Origin of the sequence: Bradyrhizobium sp. 2TAF36 (genome assembly GCF_052114925.1) — a bacterium.
GTDB lineage: Bacteria > Pseudomonadota > Alphaproteobacteria > Rhizobiales > Xanthobacteraceae > Bradyrhizobium > Bradyrhizobium barranii.
Genome location: NZ_JBFRFR010000084.1, coordinates 24,455 through 47,188, shown reverse-complemented (window position 1 = coordinate 47,188; position 22,734 = coordinate 24,455). Strand labels below are relative to the sequence as shown.

Below are 22,734 nucleotides of genomic sequence, written 5' to 3'. Positions count from 1 at the left end.
TTTTGTCAAATCTACGCACTTCCCCCTCACACCCTCATCCGTTCAATATTTCCACCGTTACCGGTGAAAGTGGGCCACTTCCCATCACCGATGGGCTGTCGAGTGCGACCGCTTTGGCTTATCTTGCCCACATCCAATCGAGACCTGACTGCCGGCCGCCGAAAGCCGGACGAGCCCCTGGAGTGAGTGGTGCGATGACTGATCTGACGACGCCTGCCCGAGCCGAAGGGCAAGACGGGCACCTCCAAACCGGGCACCTCTCCTCGAAGCGGCCTGCGATCTCCTTCGAGTTCTTTCCGCCCAAGACGGAAGAGATGGAGCGCAATCTCTGGGAGACCATCAACCGGCTCGCCCCGCTCGACCCGAAATTCGTCTCCGTGACCTATGGGGCCGGCGGCTCGACCCGCGAGCGCACCCATTCGACCATCACCCGCATCCTCAAGGAAACCGCGCTGCTGCCGGCCGCGCATTTGACCTGCGTCGGCGCCTCGCGCGGGGAGATCGACGAGATCGTCGACCGCTATCACGAGGTCGGCGTCCGCCACATCGTCGGCCTGCGCGGCGATCCCGCCGGCGGCATCGGCACGCCCTATTCCAGCCATCCCGACGGCTACCAGAGTTCTGCCGACCTCGTTGCGGGCATCAAGAAGCGGCACGGCGACATCGAAGTGTCCGTGTCCGCCTATCCCGAGAAGCACCCTGAAGCGCGCGACTTCGACGCCGACATCGACACGCTGAAGGCCAAGGTCGATGCGGGTGCGACGCGCGCGATCACGCAGGTGTTCTTCGATAACGACCTCTACTTCCGCTACCTCGACCGCGTCCGTGCCCGGGGCATCGACATCCCGATCGTGCCCGGCATCATGCCCATGCACAACTTCAAGCAGGCCCGCAATTTCGTCACCCGCGCCGGCACCTCCGTGCCGAATTGGCTGGCGGAGAAATTCGACGGCCTCGACGACGACGCCGAGACCCGCAAGCTGGTGGCAGCGACCGTTGCAGCCGGCCAGGTGCAGAAGCTGGCCAAGCGCGGCGTCGACACCTTCCATTTCTACACCATGAACCGCGCCGATCTCGTGTTCGCGATCAGCCATTTGCTCGGCATCCGCGCCAAGAGCGCGCAGAAGGCGGCGTAAGAAGACAATGACCGTAACTCCCTCTCCGAAGCGAACTGCCCTGCTCAATGCCGCGCGCGAGCGCATCCTCGTGCTTGACGGCGCCATGGGCACGATGATCCAGAACCTGCAGTTCGACGAGGCCGCCTTCCGCGGCGAGCGCTTCAAGGATTTCCACCGCGACCTGCGCGGCAACAACGACCTGTTGATCCTGACCCAGCCGCAGGCGATCGAGGACATCCACGCCGCCTATTTGCGCGCCGGCGCCGACATCGTCGCGACCAACACCTTCTCGACGACCTCGATCGCGCAGGCTGATTACGACCTCACCGACATCGTCTACGAGATGGCGCGCGAAGGCGCCCGCCTCGCCGGCAACGCCGCAAGGCGCGTCAAGGCCGAGGACGGCAAGCCCCGCTTCGTCGCCGGTGCCATCGGCCCGACCAACCGCACCGCCTCGATCTCGCCCGACGTTTCCAACCCCGGCTACCGGGCCGTCACGTTCGACGATTTGCGCAAATCCTATGGCGAGCAGATCAACGGCATGCTCGACGGCGGTGTCGATCTGCTGCTGGTCGAGACCATCTTCGACACGCTGAACGCCAAGGCGGCGCTCTATGCGATCGCCGAAATCACCGAAGAGCGCGGCATCGACGTGCCCGTGATGGTGTCGGGCACCATCACCGACAAATCCGGCCGCCTGCTGTCGGGCCAGATGCCGGAGGCATTCTGGAATTCGGTGCGACACGCAAAGCCCGTCACCATCGGCTTCAACTGCGCGCTCGGCGCGGAAGATCTGCGCGCCCACATCGCCGACATCGGCCGCGTCGCCGACACGCTGGTGTGCGCCTATCCGAACGCCGGCCTGCCCAACGAATTCGGCCAGTACGACGAGACCCCGGAGTACATGGCGCGCCTGGTCGGCGAATTCGCGCGCGACGGCCTCGTCAACATCGTCGGCGGCTGCTGCGGCACCACGCCGGACCATATCGCGGCGATTGCGGCGGCCGTCGCCCCGCACAAGCCGCGCATCGTGCCGGAAATCGAACCGCGGCTGCGCCTCTCCGGTCTCGAGCCATTCATCCTGACGGACGCCATCCCGTTCGTGAACGTCGGCGAGCGCACCAACGTCACCGGCTCCGCTCGCTTCCGCAAGCTGATCACCGCTGGCGACTACACCGCCGCGCTGCAGGTCGCCCGCGACCAGGTCGAGAACGGCGCGCAGATCATCGACGTCAACATGGACGAAGGGCTTCTGGATTCGGAAGCCGCGATGGTGACCTTCCTCAACCTCGTCGCCGCCGAACCGGACATCGCCCGCGTCCCCGTGATGGTCGATTCCTCGAAATTCTCGGTGATCGAGGCCGGCCTGAAATGCGTGCAGGGCAAGCCGGTCGTCAATTCGATCTCGATGAAGGAAGGCGAGGAGAAGTTCATTCACGAGGCGAAGATCGCCCGGCGCCATGGCGCAGCGGTGGTGGTGATGGCGTTCGACGAAGTCGGCCAGGCCGATACGTTCGCGCGCAAGACCGAGATCTGCAAGCGCGCCTACGACATCCTGGTGGACCGCGTCGGCTTCCCGCCTGAGGACATCATCTTCGATCCGAACATCTTTGCGATCGCGACCGGCATCGAGGAGCACAACAATTACGGCGTCGACTTCATCGAAGCGACGCGCTGGATCCGCCAGAACCTGCCGCACGCGCATATCTCCGGCGGCGTTTCCAATCTGTCGTTCTCGTTCCGCGGCAACGAGCCGGTGCGCGAGGCGATGCACTCGGTGTTCCTGTATCACGCCATCAAGGCGGGCATGGACATGGGCATCGTCAATGCCGGACAGATGATCGTCTATGACGACATCGATGCCGAGCTGCGCCAGGTGTGCGAGGACGTCATCCTCAATCGCGACCCCGGCGCGTCCGAGCGCCTGCTGGCGCTTGCGGAGAAATTCCGCGGCAACAAGACCCAGACCAAGGAAGCCGACCTCGCCTGGCGCGAATGGCCGGTGGCGAAGCGGCTGTCGCATTCGCTGGTGCATGGGATCACCGAGTTCATCGAAGTGGACACCGAGGAGGCCCGCAAGGCATCCAAGCGTCCGCTCGACGTGATCGAGGGACCGCTGRTGGCCGGCATGAACGTGGTCGGCGACCTCTTCGGCGACGGCAAGATGTTCCTGCCGCAGGTGGTGAAGTCCGCGCGCGTGATGAAGCAGGCGGTGGCGTGGCTGATGCCGTTCATGGAGGAAGAGAAGGCGCGCAACCTCGCCAACGGCATCGGCACCGAAGGCTCCTCTTCCGCCGGCAAGATCGTGCTCGCGACCGTMAAGGGCGACGTCCACGACATCGGCAAGAACATCGTCGGCATCGTGCTCCAGTGCAACAATTTCGAGGTCATCGACCTCGGCGTGATGGTGCCGGCCGCCAAGATCGTCGAGACCGTGAAGGCGGAGAAGGCCGACATCGTCGGGCTATCAGGCCTGATCACGCCCTCGCTCGACGAGATGGCGTTCTTCGCCGGCGAATTGCAGCGCGAAGGTTTGAAGCTGCCGCTGCTGATCGGCGGCGCCACCACGAGCCGTGTGCACACGGCCGTCAAGATCGACCCGAGCTATCGCGCCGGTCCCGTCGTGCATGTGAATGACGCAAGCCGCGCCGTCGGCGTCGCCTCCTCGTTGCTCTCGCCCGAGAAGCGCGAGGCTTACGCCGCCGAGGTGCGCGCCGAATACGCGAAAATCTCGGACGCGCATCTGCGCGCGCAGGCGGACAAGAAGCGCCTGAAGCTCGCGACCGCGCGCGCCAACCGCGTGCCGGTCGACTTTGCCAAGAACAAGYCGGTGAAGCCGACCTTCCTCGGCACCCGCAGCTTTGACGAATACGATCTCGCCGAGCTCGTGCCCTATATCGACTGGACGCCGTTCTTCCAGACCTGGGAGCTCGCCGGCCGCTTCCCCGCCATCCTCGATGACGCCAAGGTCGGCGAAGTCGCGCGCTCGCTCTATGACGATGCGCGCAAAATGCTCGACCTGATCGTCAGGGAAAAATGGTTCCGGGCGCGTGCGACGGTCGGCTTCTGGCCGGCGAACGCTGAAGGCGACGACATCGTGCTCTATGCCGACGAAAGCCGGACCAAGCAGATCGCGACGCTGCACACGCTGCGCCAGCAGCTCGAGAAGCGCGAGGGCCGGTTCAACGCCGCGCTCGCCGACTTCGTCGCGCCCGCCGGCGTGCCCGACTATGTCGGCGGCTTCGTCGTCACGGCCGGCATCGGCGAGGACGTGGTCGCCGACCGCTTCAAGATGGCCAATGACGACTACTCCTCGATCCTGTGCAAGGCGCTGGCCGACCGCCTCGCCGAGGCCTTTGCGGAACGCATGCACGCCCGCGCGCGCCGCGAGTTCTGGGCCTACGCGCCGGACGAAGCACTCTCCTGCGACGATCTGATCCTCGAAAAGTACCAGGGCATCCGCCCCGCGCCCGGCTATCCCGCGCAACCCGATCACACCGAGAAGGCGACGCTGTTCGAGCTGCTCGACGCGGAAGCGACTGCCGGCGTGAAGCTGACCGAGAGCTTTGCGATGTGGCCGGGCTCATCCGTGTCCGGGCTCTATTTCGCGAACCCCGAGAGCTATTATTTCGGCGTCGGCAAGATCGAGCGTGACCAGGTCGAGGACTATGCCGCGCGCAAGGGCATGACGGTGGCCGAGACCGAGCGCTGGCTCGCGCCGGTGCTGAACTACATCCCGTCGCAGCAGACCGACAAGGCCTTCGTGGCAACGCCCGCGAACGACGAGACGTCGAAGGACCTCGCCTCGCATCCGCCCGGCTGCACCTGCGCGGTGCATCTCGTCTGGCAGAAGAAGCGCGCGGGGGCGGGGTAGGCCCGCCTTCGCTTCCCAGCCCGCCTTGGCTTCCCAAGACTAAAAAAGTGAAAAACAACCCCATGCACAGTAGAGGTGGGGTTGAAAGGCTTGAAGAATTTCGGCCTTACCGAAACGTGTGTGTTCCCCCCCCCCGGCTCGGGTTTCGGGCGAACGACCCTCCCCCTCCAGGGGAGGGTAGAGACCTCGCTCCTTCGGCGGCGCCGGCGGCTGCACGATCTCCCTGGACGGCGCCTGCGCCTCGCAACAACCGGCAGTGCGCGACGCAAAGAGCGGCCTGCTCCTTTCTGACACACCACCAGGACGAGTCGCGGTCCGGAATTCGGCTCACCGGCAATTTCGCGCAGGAACCGGGCGGTGTGAACTCGTTCACTTGTCCGCTCAACCTTGATTCGATACTCTATCGGTCTACTACCTTCAAACCGATGGTTTGCTTGGGATCGAGCATATGAACCAGTTCATTGCACTGTTCGTCGCCGCGATCGCCCTTGTCGTGCTGCCTACGATTGCCGCGGCTGACTGTCCGAAAGGCTACGTGCCATGCGGCGAACGAAACCAGTTGTGCTGCCCGCGAAAGTAGCAAGTCGCAAATGGCTTTGGCTTGGTAGCCTCGTCTTTGTCGCGATCGGCCTGGTGATGGTTGCAGCCTGGGTCGGGTTCCCGCGAAAGAAACACACGATCACGGCCATCCTCTCCGAGACCGGATATTTCGAGGTGGTCCCGCCGAGCACGTTCGGCGGTCCCGGCACCATCAACACGATTGAATATCTGAGCGATGGCCGGCTGGAGCTGCATCCGACATGCGATATCGACCCCACGCTGCTGGCCGACAAGATCCGGAAATCACCGACCGTGGACCGGGACCTGAAGCAGTCGCTCGAGAAGAATCTCGACGTGTCCGCGCAGGTCAGGGACAAGCTGTCGACGGTCGCCGGAATGCAGCAGGTTGATTCAATTCACCTCAAGCTCGAGAACGCCAACATTCTCCTGATTTCCGACGAGTCGCTGATATCGACCCGCAATGCATTGCTGAAGGCCGAATGCGAGGACGCGATTGCCCTGAACCTTTCGAGCGGCGGAGTCGTCTGCCAGACGCGGTCCGTGCTGGAGGCCGACGTCGTCTACGAGATCAAATATCACAACACGATTTCGATGGAGGAGCGGGCCAAGCTGACATCCGAGATCGCGGCGAAGCTCGAGCTGGACGCCCACCAGGGATCGGACGACAAGGTGTCCGGCTCTCAATTGTTCTTCGGCATAAGGCTGTCGCCAAATCCGATCGTCCTGAAGTCCGCGGCGGGTGAGATCAAGCCCTGCAACAGGCGATAGGACGCCGCGCTTTCACCCCTTCGGCGGGGCCAGCGGCTGCACGATCTCCTTGAGCGGTGCCAGCGCCTCGCAGCGTTCGGCATGTGCCGACAGCGCCGGATAGCGCGACGGCTCGAACAGAAGCGGATGCGCTTCACGGGTGAAGCGCACGACGCAGGCAACCGCAATGTCGGCGTGGCCGATCCGGCCGGCCAGCCAATACGGCGTCGTCACCCCGGCGCGTTCGGCCTCCAGCACGCCGAGCACGTCGCCGATCTGCGCCTGGCAGCGCTCGACCCACAACGCAAGCTGCTCCTTCCGCAGCACGCGCTCATAGAGCAGGCTCACCGCCTTGTCGCCGAGACCGGAGGCGAGTGCGCAGATGCGCAAATGCTTTCGTCGCTCGGCGCCGCCGCGCGGCAGCATCGCCTTCTCCGGCCCGACGAGCTCATCGAGATAATCGAGGATGATCGTGCTCTCGATCAGCGCCTCGCCATCGTCGAGCACCAGCGTCGGCACGCGCCGCAGCGGGTTGTACGGCGCGATCTTGTCGGCATCGCCGAAGGTTGACCAGGGCCGGTGCTCGAAGGCGAGCCCATAGAATCGGAGCGCGATCGCGACGCGGCGGACAAAGGGGGAGTCGTATTGGCCGACCAGGAACATGGTTTTTGCTCACTCGTCATGGCCGGGCTCGATCCGACCATCCATGCAATGCAGCGGGTTCTCGCTGGCGCGCGGGACGCAGAAGGTATTTTGATCGTGCAGCCTGGATGAAACGGGTTAGGTATGAGAGTTCGTCCGTCGCAACTACCACATGTTTATTCGAGAAAGAAATTTTGCGTACGCATCCGCAACTTCCGAAAACCGTTCGCTGGAGCCTTGAAAGAAACCAGCATCAAGAGCAGCCCACCGATCTTTTTGTGCCTTTGCGCGCTCAACAAATTTCGAATAGACCAAGTCCTGCGCCAAACGCCCACGCTCCTTCCATCCGAAGCGGCCAATCGGCCCCCAATTGTTATCGCCAGCTTCAACGCCTCGCATATCTACGTAAACTAAGGCTAGGAGTATCTCAAAATCGTCAAACAACGAATCGTAGCCTCGCCCAAGCAAAAGCTCGTCTTCAAGGGGTGGTTGCAGTTTCTTGTAGATGTGCTCGCTTCGGGGAACGAACTTCTTCTCCATCCCAGGCAAGCGCTTGAAGTCATCGATTATCTCGGTGAGGCTGTCCACCGTCGGGAAAATAACAGGCACCATTGCCTCACCCGAGATGCGCTCCTCCGAATATACAGTCGCGTTGAGCGCGGCCAACAATACATCAAAGCGTTTGGCAGCAAGGGCTGACATCCCCGCCGCGTAGATGAGAAAGAACAAAGGATACCACTGTAGCTTCAGCCACACAGTGAAGCCCGAATTCGACCGCTCAATATCCGCGATTCGTGAAAATATCTGTCCGAGCAACCCTATCTGTTCCGCGTCGCCCCACCGTGCGAGCAGAATGACCACAGTAGTAAGGTCATGAACTGCATCTTCGTATCGCTGGATTCTTGCTGCGAATTCGTCGTTGGTGATTTCCGTATTAGCAGAAAAATGACTTTGCGATAGTTTTGTGGAAGCCTCCCTCAAGAGGCTATTTATAAAATCGTTGAGCCGAATCCTTTCATTCGGATTCGCCATCAGTCGCTTTAGAATCGCAGAGGCCGCATCTTCGTTCTGCAGGCCAGGAGCAACTACGTTAGGCGTCTTAATAAAGATATCTATGTCCGGCTGCTTATTCGACGATCCATCCTCCTCTACCGAAGCAAGGATAGATGTATCAAAGATGAAATCTCCATCTCCATCTAAAAAACCAAAATGCGGTGTCTGGTAAGATCGAGGATCGCCCGCAACCTTGTCGTAGACGTACGCCATCAAACCATGGCCGGTGACTGGTACGCCGTTGACGCTGGCACCGCCGTCCAAACCGTCAAGCAAGTATGACGTGAAAATCGAATGTCCCGGCCTTGTCCCCCCGGCATCGGAAACCACCTCATTTGGCTTTCCTGCGGTCAAGACCTGCCGAGAGTATCTTTGGAGCATATCTTTTAGAAAGCGCATGCCTCCCGGCGGAATCGTCGAACGGGTCAACGCTAGTCCGCCATAACAGGCGTCCATCAAGAACAGCATGTGTTTTCCGGCTATAAGGTCGGAATTGCGCGTTAATTCATCCCATCTAACCAGTGTCGAAAGATCGCTTACATCGCCATCTACTGGGACCAAATAGCCGATCTCGCCCCTTCGTCCGGTTGCAGTGTGGCCATGTCCAGCGAAGAATACGACCATACGATCGTCAGGTCCGATCCTGGCCGAGTCTGTCCAAGTAAGATACTCTCGTAGAATGTTTTCGCGTGTTGCCTCCGCGTCTAAGAGAACTCTCACGTTATTGACCGGGAATCCAAACTTATCGACGAGGGCGTCGGCAACAGCCTTCGCATCGTTTCCCGCATGCAAAAGCGGACCAACACGCTGATAAGCGTCAATACCAATAACTAACGCGTGGCTCTTCTCGTACTTTGGGAGATATGCCGAATACTGCTGCATGATTCCAATCCAGACCGTAGCTTCTTAGCGATAACACGAAGCTAAGTCACCCTCCCCGTCGTCGCCCACGAGCGCACGCTTCACGCCAATGGCCGCTATTCGATGATCGGCACGTGCTTCGCCGCCGTCCGCGGCGCCGTGCCATCGAGACGCGGGTCGTCCGCGATTTCGATCTGGCGGCGGAACGGGCGGAAGCCGGAGCGCTGGTAGAACGCGACGGCCGAGGGATGATCGAAGGTGCAGGTGTGCACCCAGACGCGGGCGAGCTCGCGTGACCATGCGAGCTCCAGCGCGCGGTTCATCAGGAAGCGGGCGGCGCCCGTCCCGATCAATCCGGCGGTGACACCGAAATAGACCAGCTCGCACTGGCCGGCCTCGCGAAAGTCCAGCTCGAGCAGGCCTTCATCGCGACCGTCCACGACCAGGGCATGGACCTCGACGCCCGGCGCGTGGACGATTGCGGCAAGCTCCCCGTCATTCAGGCGCGCACGCGAGAACCACAGCCACTCCTCGCCGACGCGGCGATGGAGATCGCGATACCAGTGAAGCGCGGGCGCGTCGACCTTGCGCAAGGTCCAACTGCCTGGAGGATCGTCGCGGCGCGCGGGAGGTGCGGTCATCTCCAGATGGGTGACGACCGCGGCGATCTTGCCGGCGGGGATGTCGGAATAGCCGTCGGGGATGATCATGGGTGGCCTCTCGGTGACGTCATGGTGCTGATCGAAGCGGGAATGCGCCCCCTCTCCCCGTTCTTACGGGGAGAGGGTTGGGGTGAGGGGCTTTCTCCGCGGGCGTTATCTGTCGATAGACCTGTACCCCCTCACCCGGAACGCGCCGGACGATGCTTCGCATCGCCGGGGGCGTTCCGACCTCTCCCCGCAAGCGGGGAGAGGTGAAGCCTCGCTCATCGCGGCGTCAAAATGATCGCTTCCGCGGTTGCGGCTTCGACGGCCGGGCGGCTGTAGAGCAGCGGGACATATTGGCCCGTGGCCCAGAGCGGAGCGAGGTCGCGGTAATGGGCGCTGAAGGGATCGCCGGATTGGCCGGGCGTGTTGATGGTGCGGCTCGCATCCCAATTGCCGACGTCGAGCACCATGCGGAACGATGCGCCGGCGAACAGCTGGTAATCGGCGCGGCGGTAGGTGGCCGCGCGCGGCACATTGGCGGCACCGCCATAGGCGAGCGGGCCGACCGAGAGCTGCGCGGCGGTCGCCTTGTCGGCGAGCGGCATCAGCGCATGGTCGAATTTCGCGACATGCAGCCGGCCCCAGCGCCAGGTCGAGGCATCCGGCCCGAGCTTGCCCGTGACGTCAGCCACCGCGGCGCCGAGGCTGTCGCGCAGGATCTGGTCGCGCGCGGCAGCGGGATCGGCGCCGAACGACGCATCGGGAGATTCCAGATAGGCGACCAGCGCCGAAATGCTCGACGCCTCCGGCGCGATCAGATCGGCGGCCTTGGGCGCCGTGGTCTTCAGCAGCACCGGCCCAAGATGATTGGCGATCCAGACCTCGAACACGGCAGCCGCCGCGCTGTCGGCGGCATCGCGCGCGTCCCATGGCTTGAGCAGCTCGAGACCCTTCTTCACATTGGGATCGTCGGAGGTGAGCGGCTGCAACAGCTTGACGAGGCGCCGCCCCAGCATCGCGGTGTCGTCGTTCTGCAAATCCATGGCGTCGGCGAGCGTGACCTTGCTGTTGGCCGCAAGCACCTCGGTGATGCGCTGCCAGCGCGCGCTGTCGGACCATTCGAAGCCGACCTTGCGTTCGGCTATCGGGTAATCGGCCGGCAGGTTCATCTGGTTGGCGGTGGCGAGAAAGCCCTGCTTGGGCTGATAGGCTTTCGGCAATTCGTCGAGCGAGAGAAAGCCCTGCCACTCATAGCGGCCGTCGCCCGGCACCGGCATCAGGCCGTCGAAGTTGGCGCGACGCGGTGTCTTGCCGGCGGCGACCCAGCCGATATTGCCGCGCGTGTCGGCATAGACCTGGTTCTCCGACGGCGCGCCCCAGCGCCGCATGGCGGTGAGGAAGCCGTTCCAGTCCTTCGCGGTCATGTAGTCGGACGAGCCGAAATAGGCCGAGGTACCGGGCTCGAACCAGATCGAGCGGACCGCAAAGGCGCGCTTGTTCGCATCGTCGACGAAGATGACGGGACCGTGGCGGGTGAACTTCAGCTCGAGGTCGCGATCGGCCTCGCCTTTGACCTGCTCGGTCTCGTGGACGATGCGCATGTCCTCCCAGCCATTGCCGTAGCGGTACTGGTTGGGGTTTTGCGGATTGAGCTCGTAGACGTAGAGGTCTTCCTGGTCGACGTTGAAGATGGTGAGGCCAAAGGCGATGGTGCCGTTGTGGCCGATCGAGATGCCGGGCAGCGCCGGCTCACCGGCGCCGATCACGGAGAGGCCCGGCGCATTGAGGCCGACGATGTAGCGCAGCGAAGGCACACTGTGCTCGCGATGCGGATCGTTGGCGAGGATCGGGCGGCCCGTCGCCGTGCGCGAGGCCGCGATCACCCAATTGTTGGAGCCGATAGTGTCGCGCTGCTGGTCGGCCTCGGTGAGGTATTTGTCGGGATCGTGCGCGAGTGCGGCCTGCTTGTCCTTCGGCGCCGCGAAGGCCACCGGGCGCGTCGCGAGATCGTAGGCCGCGAGCACGGCCTTCGGCACGCTGCAGGGGTCGAGACCATCGGGGACTTTCGTGGTCCATGCCGGCTCGAGCTTGACGCGGAAACGATCGGCATCGAGGCCGGCCGCGCAGGCGACCAGCGAGCGTTTGACCTCGGAGGCGACATTGCGCGTCAGGCCGTGGCTGCGAATGCGGACGACGTCATCCGCCGTCCACGGATCAGGCATAGTGCCGGCGATCCTGAACTCGATCGGCAGCGGACGTTTTCCTGCGCGCACATCGGCGACATAGGCATTGACGCCGGCGACAAACGCGTCCGCATAGGTCTTCGCCTTGGGACCGTAGGCCGCCCACTCCGCGTTCATGTCGCCGCGATAGAGGAACTGCCGTAGCGCCTTGTCCTGCTCGGCATAGGCCGGGCCGAAATCCTTTGCGAGCAGGCCGAGGCCGCGCTTGCGCCAGAGATCGATCTGCCAGAGCCGGTCGCGCGCGGCGTTGAAACCTTGCAGGAAGAACAGGTCGTGCTCGTTGCCGGCATAGATGTGCGGGATGCCCCAGACGTCGACCAGGATCTGGGCGGGGGCGTCGAGGCCGGCGACGTCGGTCTTGAGCTGCCGCGCGCTTCCSAGCGGGTTCGCCTTCTCGCGCGCGATGGCTGTCGAGGTCAGCAGCGCGGCGCAGATCGCTGCGCCGCAAAGTTTTTGGATGACCCGGTTGAGATCCGTGTTCATTGTCTTCTCCCGTTGTTGTTATTTTAGTCCGTAGCCCGGATGGAGCGAAGCGTAATCCGGGAATCTTACTCGTGGAGAAAACCCCGGATTGCGCTTCGCTCCATCCGGGCTACGACATCCGCCTATCCCTCTCCTTCGTCACTCGCGAGCACGCCCTTCACCGCGCGCGCCCAGCCGGCGAGCTTCCGCTCGCGCGTCGCCTGGCTCATGTTCGGCTTGAAGCGGTGCTCGAGCCGCCAATTGTCGGCAAACTTCGTCGGCTCGGGATAGACACCGGCCTGGAGGCCGGCGAGATAGGCCGCGCCCAGCGCCGTCGTCTCCTGGATCACAGGACGGTCGACCGGCGCGTCCAAGAGATCGGCGAGGCGCTGCATGGTCCAGTCGGAGGCGGTCATTCCGCCGTCGACGCGCAGCACGACGCTCGCGACTTCCGAGCTCGGCCAGTCCGCGCGCATCGCGGCCCAGAGGTCGAAAGTCTGGTAACACACGCTCTCCAGCGCGGCGTGCGCGAGCTCGGCCGGGCCGGTGTTGCGGGTGAGGCCGAACAGCGCGCCGCGCACGCGCGGATTCCAGTAGGGCGCGCCCATGCCGACGAAGGCCGGGACCAGATAGACGCTCTGCATGGAATCGGACTGGTCAGCGAGCGGTCCAGTCTCGGCGGCGTGCTTGATGATGCCGAGGCCATCGCGCAGCCACTGCACCGCCGAGCCTGCGACGAAGATCGAGCCTTCGAGCGCGTAGGTGCGCTTGCCGTCGAGCTGATAGGCGACGGTCGTGAGCAGCTTGTTCTTCGACACCACCGGCGTGGTGCCGGTGTTGAGCAGGGCAAAACAGCCGGTGCCGTAGGTCGACTTCATCATGCCCGGGCGGAAGCAGGCTTGTCCAATGGTCGCGGCCTGCTGGTCGCCGGCAATGCCTGAGATCGCGATCGCGCCGCCGAACAGGTCCGGCGTGCTCTCGCCGAAGCGGGCGGAGGAATCCTTCACCTCGGGCAGCATCGAGCGCGGCACGCCGATGATCTCCAAGAGCTCGTCGTCCCACTGGCCGGTGTGGATGTTGAACAGCAGCGTGCGCGAGGCGTTGGTGGCGTCGGTGGCGTGCACCTTGCCGCCGGTGAGGCGCCAGAGCAGATAGCAGTCGACGGTGCCGAACATCAGCTCGCCGCGCGCGGCACGCGCCCGTGCGCCGGGGACGTGGTCGAGAATCCAGGCGACCTTGGTGCCGGAGAAATAGGGGTCGATGATCAGGCCGGTCTTCTGCGAGATCACGGGCTCGCGGCCGTCGTGCTTCAGTTTCGCGCAGATGTCGGCGGTGCGGCGGTCCTGCCAGACGATGGCGCGGTGCACGGCCTGGCCGGTGGCGCGGTCCCACACCACGGTGGTCTCGCGCTGGTTGGTGATGCCGATCGCGGCGATGTCCTTCGCGGTGATGCCGGCCTGCTCGATCGCGTCGCGGCAGACCATGACGGTCGAGGTCCAGATGTCCTCCGGCTCGTGCTCGACCCAGCCCGAGGCCGGAAAATGCTGCGGAAACTCCTGCTGCGCACGGGCGGCAATCGAGATGTCACTGCGAAAAACGATGGCGCGCGACGAGGTGGTGCCCTGGTCGATGGCGAGGACGAAAGACATGACGGCTTACCCTGGCGTTTCCCTGAGAGGGGGTCATTGTGTCGCGCCAAAGGGAGCGGATTAGGGCGGCAAGGTCAAGATTGGATCAACGCGCGCGGCTCCCCTTCCTTCTCCCCTTGCGGGAGAAGGTGGCGCGAAGCGCCGGATGAGGGGTATGCTTCAGCGAATTCAGCGGTAAGAGGGTTGCACATGGAGAGAAACCCCTCACCCGTCTCGCCGCTACGCGGCGAGCCACCCTCTCCCGCAAGGGGAGAGGGGAAGAAGGCTACACCGCAGCCGTCGTCACGCCGCCGTCGATGACGATGGTCTGGCCGGTCATGAAGCTGGACGCGTCGGAGGCGAGGTAGGCGACGGCGCCGGCGATTTCGTCGGGTTCGCCGATGCGGCGGAGYGGCGTGGTGGCGGTGCGGCGCTTGAGGTTGGCTTCGTCTTCCCACAGCGCGCGGGCGAAATCGGTCTTGACGAGGCCGGGCGCGATGCAGTTGACGCGGACGCCTTTCGGGCCCCATTCGCCGGCGAGCGAGCGGCACAGCGCGAAGTCGGCGGCCTTGGAGATGCCGTAGGCGCCGATCACGGTCGAGCCGCGCAGGCCCCCGATCGAGGAGATGATGACGACGGAGCCGTTGCCGCGCTCCGCCATTTGCGGGATCGCCAGCGCGGAGAGCCAGATGTTGCTCTTGACGTTGCTGCCCATGATCTTGTCGAAGGCCTCGTCGGTGATGTCGAGCAGCGGGCCGTAATACGGATTCACCGCGGCGTTGCAGACCAGGATGTCGATCTTGCCGTAGTGCGTGATCGTGCCCGAAATCAGCGCCTCGACCTCGGCCTTGCGCGCGATGTTGCAGGGAATGACGATGGCATCACCACCAGCCGCGATGATGCCGTCGGCGACTTCCTTGCAGGCTTCCGCTTTCCGCGATGACACCACGACCTTGGCGCCGAGCTTTGCGAGCAGCTCCGCGGAAGAGCGGCCGATGCCGCGGCTGGAGCCGGTGACGATTGCGACCTTGCCGGTGAGATCGAACGGGGTGTTTTTCATTGTTGTTGGGCTCCGCTGATTCCATTTACTCGATGTCATCGCCCGACTTGATCGGGCGATCCAGTACTCGGCGGCTGAAGTTGGGTGAACGAACTGCCGCCGCGGAGGACTGGATGCCCCGGTCAAGCCGGGGCATGACAGTCTTCGCGTGGCCTCGATCAACTCAGATCAACCCGCTCCCATCCGCGACGCGGCGCTGGTGGTAGTCGGTGTCGCCAAAGCTGTTCTCGATCATGGTGAGGCGCTTGAAGTAGTGGCCGATCTTCGCCTCCATGGTCATGCCGATGCCGCCGTGGAGCTGGATCGCCTGCTGTCCGACGAACTTCAGCGACTTACCGATCTGCACCTTGGCGGCGGCGATGGCGTTGGAACGCTCCTTGGCATCCTCGAAATCGCCGGCCATGGTCGCGAACATCGACATCGATCGCGCCTGTTCGGCGGCGACGAACATGTCGGACGCGCGGTGCTGCAACGACTGGAACGAGCCGATCGCGACGCCAAACTGCTTGCGCGTCTTGATGTACTCGACCGTGGTCTTGAGCGACTCGTCCATCAGCCCGACCGCCTCGGCGCAGAGCGCGACGCGGGCTTCGTCGACGACGCGCTCGATCAGCGCGAGCGAGTCGTCGGGATTGCCGAGCACCGCATCCGCGCCGACCTCGACGCCGGTGAAGGTGATGTCGGCGGCGTGCAGGCCGTCCTGGGTCGGGTACGACTTCTTGGTCACGCCCTTGGCGCTCGCCGGCACCAGGAACACGCCGATGCCGGACTTGTCGCGGCGGTCGCCCTTGGTGCGGGCGGTGACGATCAGGGTCTCCGCATTCTCGCCGTTGAGCACGACGAATTTTTCGCCGTCGATGACCCAGCCGTCGCCCTTCTTCTTCGCCGTCGTCGAGACATCGAAGAGATCGTAGCGCGAGTTCTTCTCGAGTTGGGCAAAGGCGAGCGTCTTGCTGCCGTCGATGATCCCAGGCACGTGCGCGGCCTTCTGCGCATCGGAGCCGGCGTGGCGCAGGAAGCCGCCGCCGATCACGACCGTTGCCAGATACGGCTCGAGCACCAGCGCCTTGCCGAGCGCTTCCATCACGATCATGGTCTCGACACCGCCGCCGCCGAAGCCGCCATCGGCCTCCGTGAACGGCAGACCGAGCAGGCCCTGCTCGGCGAGCTTGCCCCAGACGGCCTGGCTCCAGCCGCCCTTCTCCTTCATGTACTTCTTGCGGCTCTCGAAATCGTAGGAATCGGTCAGCAGGCCGTCGATGCTTTCCTTGAGAAGCCGTTGCTCCTCGTTCAGATCAAAATCCATGTTTCTCTCCAAATCGGCGGGAATTGCCCTGCCGTCGCCTCATCCTCAGACGTCATCCCCGCGAAGGCGGGGATCCAGTAGACGCAGCCGCCTGCCGTACTCACGACCGCCGCGGCGTACTGGGTCCCCCGCCTTCGCGGGGGACGACACCGTCATTGTTGACTCACAGCCCCAGCACCGCCTTGGCGATGATGTTGCGCTGGATCTCGTTGGAGCCGCCGTAGATCGAGACCTTGCGGTTGTTGAAGTAGCTCGGCGCGATCTGGGCGGTCCACTCCATGGCTTCGTTCGAGCCGTCGTCGCCGTGCACGTCGTAGGGTGCTGCGAACGGACCGATCACTTCCATCAGCAGCTCGGTCGTGGTCTGCTGGATCTCGGAGCCCTTGATCTTCAGCACCGAGGACGCCGGATTGGGCTTGCCCTTGCCGTGCTTGCCTTCGTCGGCGACGACACGGAGCTGCGTCAGCTCGAGCGCCTTCAGCTCGATCTCGCAGGCGGCGAGCTTCTCGCGGAATGCGGCGTCCTGGATGATCGGCTTGCCGCCGGATTCGACCTTGCCGGCCAAATCGCGGATGCGGCGCAGCCGCTCCTTGGAGACGCCGACCCGGGCAATGCCGGTGCGCTCATTGCCGAGCAGGAATTTGGCGTAGTCCCAGCCCTTGTTCTCTTCGCCGATCAGGTTCTCGATGGGCACCTCGACGTCGTCGAAGAACACCTCGTTGACCTCGACGCCGCCGTCGATGGTCTGGATCGGACGCACGGTGACGCCCTTCGACTTCATGCTGAAGACGATGAAGGAGATGCCCATCTGCTTCTTGGCGGAGGGGTCGGTGCGGCAGAGGCAGAAGATCATGTCGGCGTGCTGGGCGAGCGTGGTCCAGGTCTTCTGGCCGTTGATGATCCACTTGTCGCCCTTGCGCTCGGCCTTGGTCTTGAGCGAGGCGAGATCGGAGCCGGAGCCGGGCTCGGAGAAGCCCTGGCACCACCAGTCGTCGACATTGGCGATGCGCGGCAGATACTGCTTCTTCTGCTCTTCGTTGCCGAAGGTGTAGATCACAGGACCGACCATGCTGACGCCGAAGGCGAGCGGCTGCGGCGCCGGATAGGACTGCAGCTCCTCGTTGAAGATGTAGTGCTGCACGGAGGTCCACCCGGTGCCGCCATACTGCTTCGGCCAGTGGCTGACGCCCCAGCCCTTCTTGTTGAGGATGCGCCACCACGTCACCATCTCGTCCTTCGAGAGGTGACGGCCCTCGACCAGCTTGCGCCGCGTATCCGGCGGTACGTTGTCGCGGAAGAATGATCGCACTTCCTCGCGAAACGCCTGCTCTTCCCTAGTGAATGCGAGATCCATCGGATCCTCCTGTGAGCTTCTTTGTTTCGTCGCCGTCAGGACGACGGTGAAATTACTGCAACACCTCGAACAGCCCGGCCGCGCCCATGCCGCCGCCGACGCACATGGTGACGACCGCATACTTCGCCTTGCGGCGGCGGCCTTCGATCAAGGCGTGGCCGGTGAGGCGCGCGCCCGACATGCCGTAGGGATGGCCGACCGCAATCGCGCCGCCATCGACGTTGATCTTCTCGGGGTCGATGCCGAGCTTGTCGCGGCAATACAGCACCTGCACCGCGAAAGCTTCGTTGAGCTCCCAGAGGCCGATGTCGTCGACCGTCAGCCCGTGGCGCTTCAGAAGGCGCGGCACGGCGAAGACCGGGCCGATGCCCATCTCGTCCGGCTCGCAGCCGGCGGAGACGAAGCCGCGGAAGATGCCGAGCGGCTTGAGACCGCGCTTTGAGGCTTCCTTGTCGCTCATGATGACCGAGGCGCTGGCGCCGTCGGAGAGCTGGCTGGCATTGCCGGCGGTGATCGAAAAGCCTTCGCCGCGCACGGGCTTGAGGCCGGCGAGGCCCTCAGCGGTGGTCTCGGGGCGCGGGCCTTCGTCCTGCGACAGCGTCACTTCCTTCATCGAGACGGCGCCGGTCGCCTTGTCGGTGACCGCCATCTGCGTCGTGATCGGCGCCAGCTCGTCCTTGAACTTGCCGCCCTGCTGGGCAGCGGCGGTGCGGCGCTGGCTCTCCAGCGAATACTCATCCTGCTTCTCGCGCGAGATGCCGTAGCGCTTGGCGACGACTTCGGCGGTGTCGATCATGGGCATGTAGACCTCGCCCTTGATCTTGAGCAGCGCCGGGTCCTGGGCGTGGAAGCCGTTCATCTTGTCGTTCTGCACCAGGCTGATCGACTCGCCGCCGCCGCCGACCGCGATCTCGACGCCGTCGAAGATCACCGAGCGCGCGGCGAGCGCGATCGCCTGCAGGCCCGAGGCGCATTGCCGGTCGATGGTGGTGCCGGCGACAGTCACGGGGAGACCTGCGCGGAGCAGCGCCTTGCGCGCGATGTTGCCGCCGGTCGCGCCCTGCTGCAGCGCCGCGCCCATCACAACGTCCTCGACCTCCTTCGGATCGACTTTTGCGCGGGCAACGGCCTCGCCGATGGCGTGGCCGAGCAGCGTTGCGCCATCGGTGGCGTTGAGCATGCCGCGATAGGCCTTGCCGATCGGCGTGCGGGCGGTGGAAACGATAACGGCGTCGGTCAAGAGCGACCTCCTGATGGGTGTTGGGTGGATTGTGATGGTTTCTGCTGCTGGCGCAATTCGTGGCGCGACAATTTTCCGACCGGCGTGCGCGGCAGATCGTCGACGAACTCGACGGCTGCCGGCAGCTCGTGCTTGCCGACCTTGCCGGCGAGCTGCGCGCGCAGCTCGTCGAGCGAGAACGGCTTGGCGTCCGGCTTGAGCTTGATGAAAGCCTTGGCGGCCTCGCCCCGATACTGGTCGGGAATGCCGAGCACGATCACCTCGTGCACGCCTGGAATGGTGTAGATCGCCTGCTCGATCATCTGCGGATAGACGTTGAAGCCGCCGGAGATGATCATGTCCTTCTTGCGGTCGACCAGGAAGAAATAGCCGTCGGTGTCGACATAGCCGATGTCGCCGGTGAGGAAGCGGCCGTCCGAAAAGGACTCCGCGGATTCCTTCGCCTTGTTCCAGTAGCCCTTGGTGACGTTCGGGCCCTTGATGCGGATTTCGCCGACTTCGCCCGGCGGCAGAACTTTTGTGGGGTCCTCCAGCGAGACCACATCCATCTCGATGCCGGGCAGCATCAGGCCGATCGAGCCGGGCTTATCCGGCCCTGTGGGCGGATGGCCGGTGCCGGGTGAACAGGTCTCGGTCATGCCCCAGCCRCTGCGCAGCTTCTTGCCGACCTTGCGCTCGAAGAAATTCGCGATCTCCACCGGCAGCGGCGCGCCGCCGGAGCCGATGACGGCGAGCGAGGAGAAGTCGCGCTTGTCGAGATCAGGCAGCGCCGCGATCGCGATCCACATCGTCGGCACGCCCGGGAAGTACGTCGCGCGCTTGATTTCGATGTCGCGCATCACCGCCTGGACATCAAAACGCTGGTGGAGCGAGATCAGATTGCCGCGGCTGAGCGAGGACAGCAGCACGACGGTGAGCGCATAGATGTGGAACAGCGGCAGCACGCAGATCACGCGCTCGATCACGTCGCCGCGCGCCGCACGCGACGGCTTGCCCCAGACATCGTAGATCGACACCGCGGAGGTGAGATTGCCGTGGGTGAGCATCGCGCCCTTGGGCAGGCCGGTGGTGCCGCCGGTATATTGCAGCAGCGCGACGTCGTCGGCGGTCACGGACGGCCACTCAGCCGGCGCGGTGGCGCCCTCGACGAAGCTCTTGAAGGTGACGATGCGGGGATCATCGGGGATCGGCGCCTGCGGCGTGCCGACCTTGCCCCAATCGTCGTCCTCGCAGACGACGAGGCGATCGATCAGGCCCTTCTCCAGGAACTTCAGCGCGTTCGGCAGCAGCGCCGCGAGGTTGGACGTGACGAGCAGGCGCGAGCCGGAATCCGAGACCTTGTGCGTCAGCGCGATCTCGCCGTCGAGCGGGGAAAGATGCGCGACGCGGGCACCGGCCTTGAGCGCGCCGAAGAAATTGACCGGATGGTCCGGCGTATTGCCGAGGAACAGGGCCACGGAACTGGTCTTGCCGCAGCCGGCGCGCAGGAACGCCGCTGCCGCGCGCTCGGCCATGGCGGCGAGCTCGGTATAGCTGATCGGACGATCGCGGAATTCCAGCGCGGTCCGCGGGCCGTAATCAGCGGCGGCGTTCGACAGCAGGTCAGGCAGCGAGCCCTGGACGATGGTGTCGTCCCAACGCACGCCCTCGGGATAAAACTGTTCGCCGGGATGGGTCATTATTCTTGATTGGTTGAGCGAGCAACTAACAGAGACTGTCATTCCGGGGCGCGACAAAGTCGCGAACCCGGAATCCATAACCACCAGCTGGGGTTATGGATTCCGGGCCTGCGCCTTGCGGCGCATCCCGGAATGACGAGGGTTGAGATGAAGCGGCCATCACGCCGCCTTCGACGCCGCGGCCAGCGACGCGAACGTCTTGCCTTCGGCCGCGAGCTTCTTCAGCAGCGGCGCAGGCTCGAGGCTCGGATCGTTGGTCTCCTTGGCGTAGAAGGAGAGACGATCGGCGATGTGCTTGAGGCCGACGGTGTCGGCCCAGAACATCGGGCCGCCGCGGTAGATCGGCCAGCCGTAGCCGTAGAGCCAGACCACGTCGATGTCGGAAGGACGCGCCGCGATGCCCTCTTCGAGGATCTTCGCGCCCTCGTTGATCATCGGGTACATCATACGCTCGAGGATCTCCTTGTCGCTGACGACGCGCTTCTTGCGGCCGAGACGGAGCAGCGTCTCGTCGATCAGCTTTTCGACCTCCGGATCGGGCAGCGCGGAGCGACTTCCTGCTTCATACTTGTAGTAGCCCTTGCCGGTCTTCTGGCCGAAGCGGCCGGCTTCGCAGAGTGCGTCCGCGATCTCCGACTTGATGCCGCGGTCCTTGCGCGAGCGCCAGCCGATGTCGAGGCCGGCGAGGTCGCCCATCGCGAACGGCCCCATCGGCATGCCGAATTTGGTAACCACGGCATCGACCTGCTGCGGCAAGGCACCTTCGAACAGCAGCTTCTCCGATTGCTTGCCACGCTGCGCCAGCATGCGGTTGCCGACGAAGCCGTCGCAGACGCCGACCACGGCCGGCACCTTCGCGATCTTGCGCGCGATGGTCACGGCGGTGACCAGCGCATCCGGCGCGGTCTTGTCGGCGCGCACGATCTCGCACAGCTTCATGACGTTGGCGGGCGAGAAGAAGTGCATGCCGAGAACGTCCTGCGGCCGCTTGGTCGACTTCGCGATCTCGTCGATGTTGAGGTAGGAGGTGTTGGAGGCGAGTACGGCACCGGGCTTGACGTATTGGTCGAGCTTGCCGAACACTTCCTTCTTCACCGCCATGGTCTCGAACACGGCCTCGATCACCAGGTCAGCATCACCGACGTTCTCGATGCCGACGACGCCGTTGATCAGCGCCATGCGCTTGGCGGGCGCGTCGGCCGGGATGCCGCCGCGCGCGGCGGTCGCTTCCCAGTTCTTCTGCATGATGCCCATGCCGCGCTTGAGCTGCTCCTCGCCGGTCTCGATCAGGGTGACGGGCACGCCAGCATTGGCAAAGGACATCGCGATGCCGCCGCCCATGGTGCCGGCACCGAGGATGGCGACGCGGTTCACGGGCCGCGACTTGGTGCCTTCAGGGACGCCGGCGATCTTGCTGGCCTCGCRCTCCGCGAAGAAGGCATAACGCTGCGCCTTGGACTGGTCGCTGGAGACGAGCTTGAGGAAACCCTCGCGCTCCTTCTTCAGCCCCTCGTCGAACGGCAGGTCGATGGCGTAGCCGACGGCGTCGGCGGCGGCGAACGGCGCCTCCAGGCCACGCGCCTTCTTGGTCAAGGCAGCGACCGCATTGGTGAAGATCGAGCGGTCGGCCTTGGCCGCCGCGAGCTTGGAATCGTCGTCGCGCAGGCGCCGCAGCGGACGCTTCTCGGCGAGCAGCTTGCGCACGAAGGCTTCGCCGCCGGAGGCCGGACCTTCGACGATCTCCTCGATCAGGCCGTTCTTGAGCGCTTCGGCAGCACCGATCGGATCACCGCCGACGATCATCTTGACCGCGAGTTCCGGCCCGACCGCGCGCGGCAGGCGCTGGGTGCCGCCGGCGCCCGGCAGCAGACCGAGCTTCACCTCGGGCAGACCGAGCTTGGCTTCCTTCACGGCCACGCGGAAATGACAGGCCAGCGCGACCTCGAGGCCGCCGCCGAGCGCGGTGCCATGGATCGCGGCGACGACCGGCTTGGGCGAGTTCTCGATCTCGGCCAGGACGTCGTTGAGGGCGGGCGGCTTCGGCGGCTTGCCGAATTCGGTGATGTCGGCGCCGGCGATAAAGGTGCGGCCGGCGCAGGTCAGCACGATGCCCTTGATCGCGGGATCGGCGATCGCGGCCTTGATGCATTCGAGAATACCGCCACGCACTGCGGCACTCAGCGCATTGACCGGAGGACTGTTGACCGTGACGATCCCGACTTCGTCATGACGCTCAAGCTTGACCACTTCGCTCACGGC

At 64.3% G+C, this 22,734-nt stretch carries 14 protein-coding genes; 3 read left to right on the top strand and 11 right to left on the bottom strand.

The genetic code is table 11. The annotated features are described in order from the left end of the window. The first annotated feature begins 194 nt into the window (after nucleotides 1–194). The 3 genes from metF (at nucleotide 195) to AB4Z51_RS36350 (ending at nucleotide 6,321) form a co-directional block, all read left to right on the top strand. Nucleotides 195–1,136: a methylenetetrahydrofolate reductase [NAD(P)H] gene (gene metF / locus AB4Z51_RS36360; protein ID WP_208088852.1), complete on the top strand. Its 942-nt coding sequence runs from the start codon at nucleotides 195–197 to the stop codon at nucleotides 1,134–1,136. Nucleotides 1,137–1,143: 7 nt separating this feature from the next. Then, the gene (gene metH / locus AB4Z51_RS36355; RefSeq protein WP_441499011.1) at nucleotides 1,144–4,992 is read left to right on the top strand and encodes a methionine synthase; all 3,849 of its coding nucleotides are present in this window, start codon (nucleotides 1,144–1,146) and stop codon (nucleotides 4,990–4,992) included. 540 nt (nucleotides 4,993–5,532) lie between these two features. Continuing rightward, a complete protein-coding gene (locus tag AB4Z51_RS36350; RefSeq protein ID WP_441499010.1) occupies nucleotides 5,533–6,321 on the top strand; it encodes a hypothetical protein in 789 nt (262 codons plus the stop codon). A 12-nt stretch (nucleotides 6,322–6,333) separates the two neighbouring features. Here AB4Z51_RS36350 and AB4Z51_RS36345 read toward each other — a convergent pair whose 3' ends face one another. The 11 genes from AB4Z51_RS36345 to AB4Z51_RS36295 all read right to left on the bottom strand — a co-directional run bounded on the left by AB4Z51_RS36345 (nucleotide 6,334) and on the right by AB4Z51_RS36295 (nucleotide 22,731). Next, nucleotides 6,334–6,963, bottom strand: a complete 630-nt coding sequence (locus AB4Z51_RS36345; protein WP_441499009.1) for a glutathione S-transferase family protein — start codon at nucleotides 6,961–6,963, stop codon at nucleotides 6,334–6,336. 144 nt (nucleotides 6,964–7,107) lie between these two features. Further along, nucleotides 7,108–8,877 (bottom strand): caspase family protein, encoded by a 1,770-nt coding sequence (locus AB4Z51_RS36340; RefSeq protein ID WP_441499008.1) that lies wholly within the window; start codon nucleotides 8,875–8,877, stop codon nucleotides 7,108–7,110. Nucleotides 8,878–8,972: 95 nt separating this feature from the next. Beyond that, nucleotides 8,973–9,566 (bottom strand): GNAT family N-acetyltransferase, encoded by a 594-nt coding sequence (locus tag AB4Z51_RS36335; RefSeq protein ID WP_441499007.1) that lies wholly within the window; start codon nucleotides 9,564–9,566, stop codon nucleotides 8,973–8,975. A gap of 215 nt (nucleotides 9,567–9,781) precedes the next feature. After that, on the bottom strand, nucleotides 9,782–12,229 hold the full coding sequence (locus AB4Z51_RS36330) for a penicillin acylase family protein (protein ID WP_441499006.1): 2,448 nt from the start codon (nucleotides 12,227–12,229) through the stop codon (nucleotides 9,782–9,784). 122 nt (nucleotides 12,230–12,351) lie between these two features. After that, nucleotides 12,352–13,857, bottom strand: coding sequence for a glycerol kinase GlpK (gene glpK, locus AB4Z51_RS36325; protein ID WP_354244597.1), 1,506 nt, complete (start codon nucleotides 13,855–13,857; stop codon nucleotides 12,352–12,354). 265 nt (nucleotides 13,858–14,122) lie between these two features. Beyond that, entirely contained in the window at nucleotides 14,123–14,896 is a 774-nt protein-coding gene (locus AB4Z51_RS36320) for an SDR family NAD(P)-dependent oxidoreductase (RefSeq protein ID WP_354118853.1), read from the bottom strand. A gap of 163 nt (nucleotides 14,897–15,059) precedes the next feature. After that, nucleotides 15,060–16,202, bottom strand: a complete 1,143-nt coding sequence (gene pimD, locus AB4Z51_RS36315; RefSeq protein WP_441499005.1) for a pimeloyl-CoA dehydrogenase small subunit — start codon at nucleotides 16,200–16,202, stop codon at nucleotides 15,060–15,062. Between the two features lie 163 nt (nucleotides 16,203–16,365). Then, nucleotides 16,366–17,556, bottom strand: a complete 1,191-nt coding sequence (gene pimC, locus AB4Z51_RS36310) for a pimeloyl-CoA dehydrogenase large subunit (RefSeq protein ID WP_208088861.1) — start codon at nucleotides 17,554–17,556, stop codon at nucleotides 16,366–16,368. A 52-nt stretch (nucleotides 17,557–17,608) separates the two neighbouring features. Next, entirely contained in the window at nucleotides 17,609–18,796 is a 1,188-nt protein-coding gene (locus AB4Z51_RS36305; RefSeq protein WP_441499004.1) for an acetyl-CoA C-acyltransferase, read from the bottom strand. Beyond that, nucleotides 18,793–20,475, bottom strand: a complete 1,683-nt coding sequence (gene pimA, locus AB4Z51_RS36300) for a dicarboxylate--CoA ligase PimA (RefSeq protein ID WP_441499003.1) — start codon at nucleotides 20,473–20,475, stop codon at nucleotides 18,793–18,795. Before pimA ends, AB4Z51_RS36305 begins: the two co-directional genes overlap by 4 nt. A gap of 159 nt (nucleotides 20,476–20,634) precedes the next feature. Then, nucleotides 20,635–22,731 carry a 3-hydroxyacyl-CoA dehydrogenase NAD-binding domain-containing protein gene (locus AB4Z51_RS36295; RefSeq protein WP_441499002.1) on the bottom strand — a complete coding sequence of 699 codons (2,097 nt, stop codon included), beginning with the start codon at nucleotides 22,729–22,731 and terminating at the stop codon, nucleotides 20,635–20,637. Between the last annotated feature and the right edge of the window lie 3 nt (nucleotides 22,732–22,734).

Excerpts from the sequence above, each read along its gene's own strand:
- metF (WP_208088852.1), top strand. The coding sequence starts at position 195 with ATGACTGATCTGACGACGCCTGCCCGAGCCGAAGGGCAAGACGGGCAC.
- AB4Z51_RS36350 (WP_441499010.1), top strand. The coding sequence starts at position 5,533 with ATGCGGCGAACGAAACCAGTTGTGCTGCCCGCGAAAGTAGCAAGTCGC.
- AB4Z51_RS36345 (WP_441499009.1), bottom strand. The coding sequence starts at position 6,963 with ATGTTCCTGGTCGGCCAATACGACTCCCCCTTTGTCCGCCGCGTCGCG.
- AB4Z51_RS36340 (WP_441499008.1), bottom strand. The coding sequence starts at position 8,877 with ATGCAGCAGTATTCGGCATATCTCCCAAAGTACGAGAAGAGCCACGCG.
- AB4Z51_RS36335 (WP_441499007.1), bottom strand. The coding sequence starts at position 9,566 with ATGATCATCCCCGACGGCTATTCCGACATCCCCGCCGGCAAGATCGCC.
- glpK (WP_354244597.1), bottom strand. The coding sequence starts at position 13,857 with ATGTCTTTCGTCCTCGCCATCGACCAGGGCACCACCTCGTCGCGCGCC.
- pimD (WP_441499005.1), bottom strand. The coding sequence starts at position 16,202 with ATGGATTTTGATCTGAACGAGGAGCAACGGCTTCTCAAGGAAAGCATC.
- pimC (WP_208088861.1), bottom strand. The coding sequence starts at position 17,556 with ATGGATCTCGCATTCACTAGGGAAGAGCAGGCGTTTCGCGAGGAAGTG.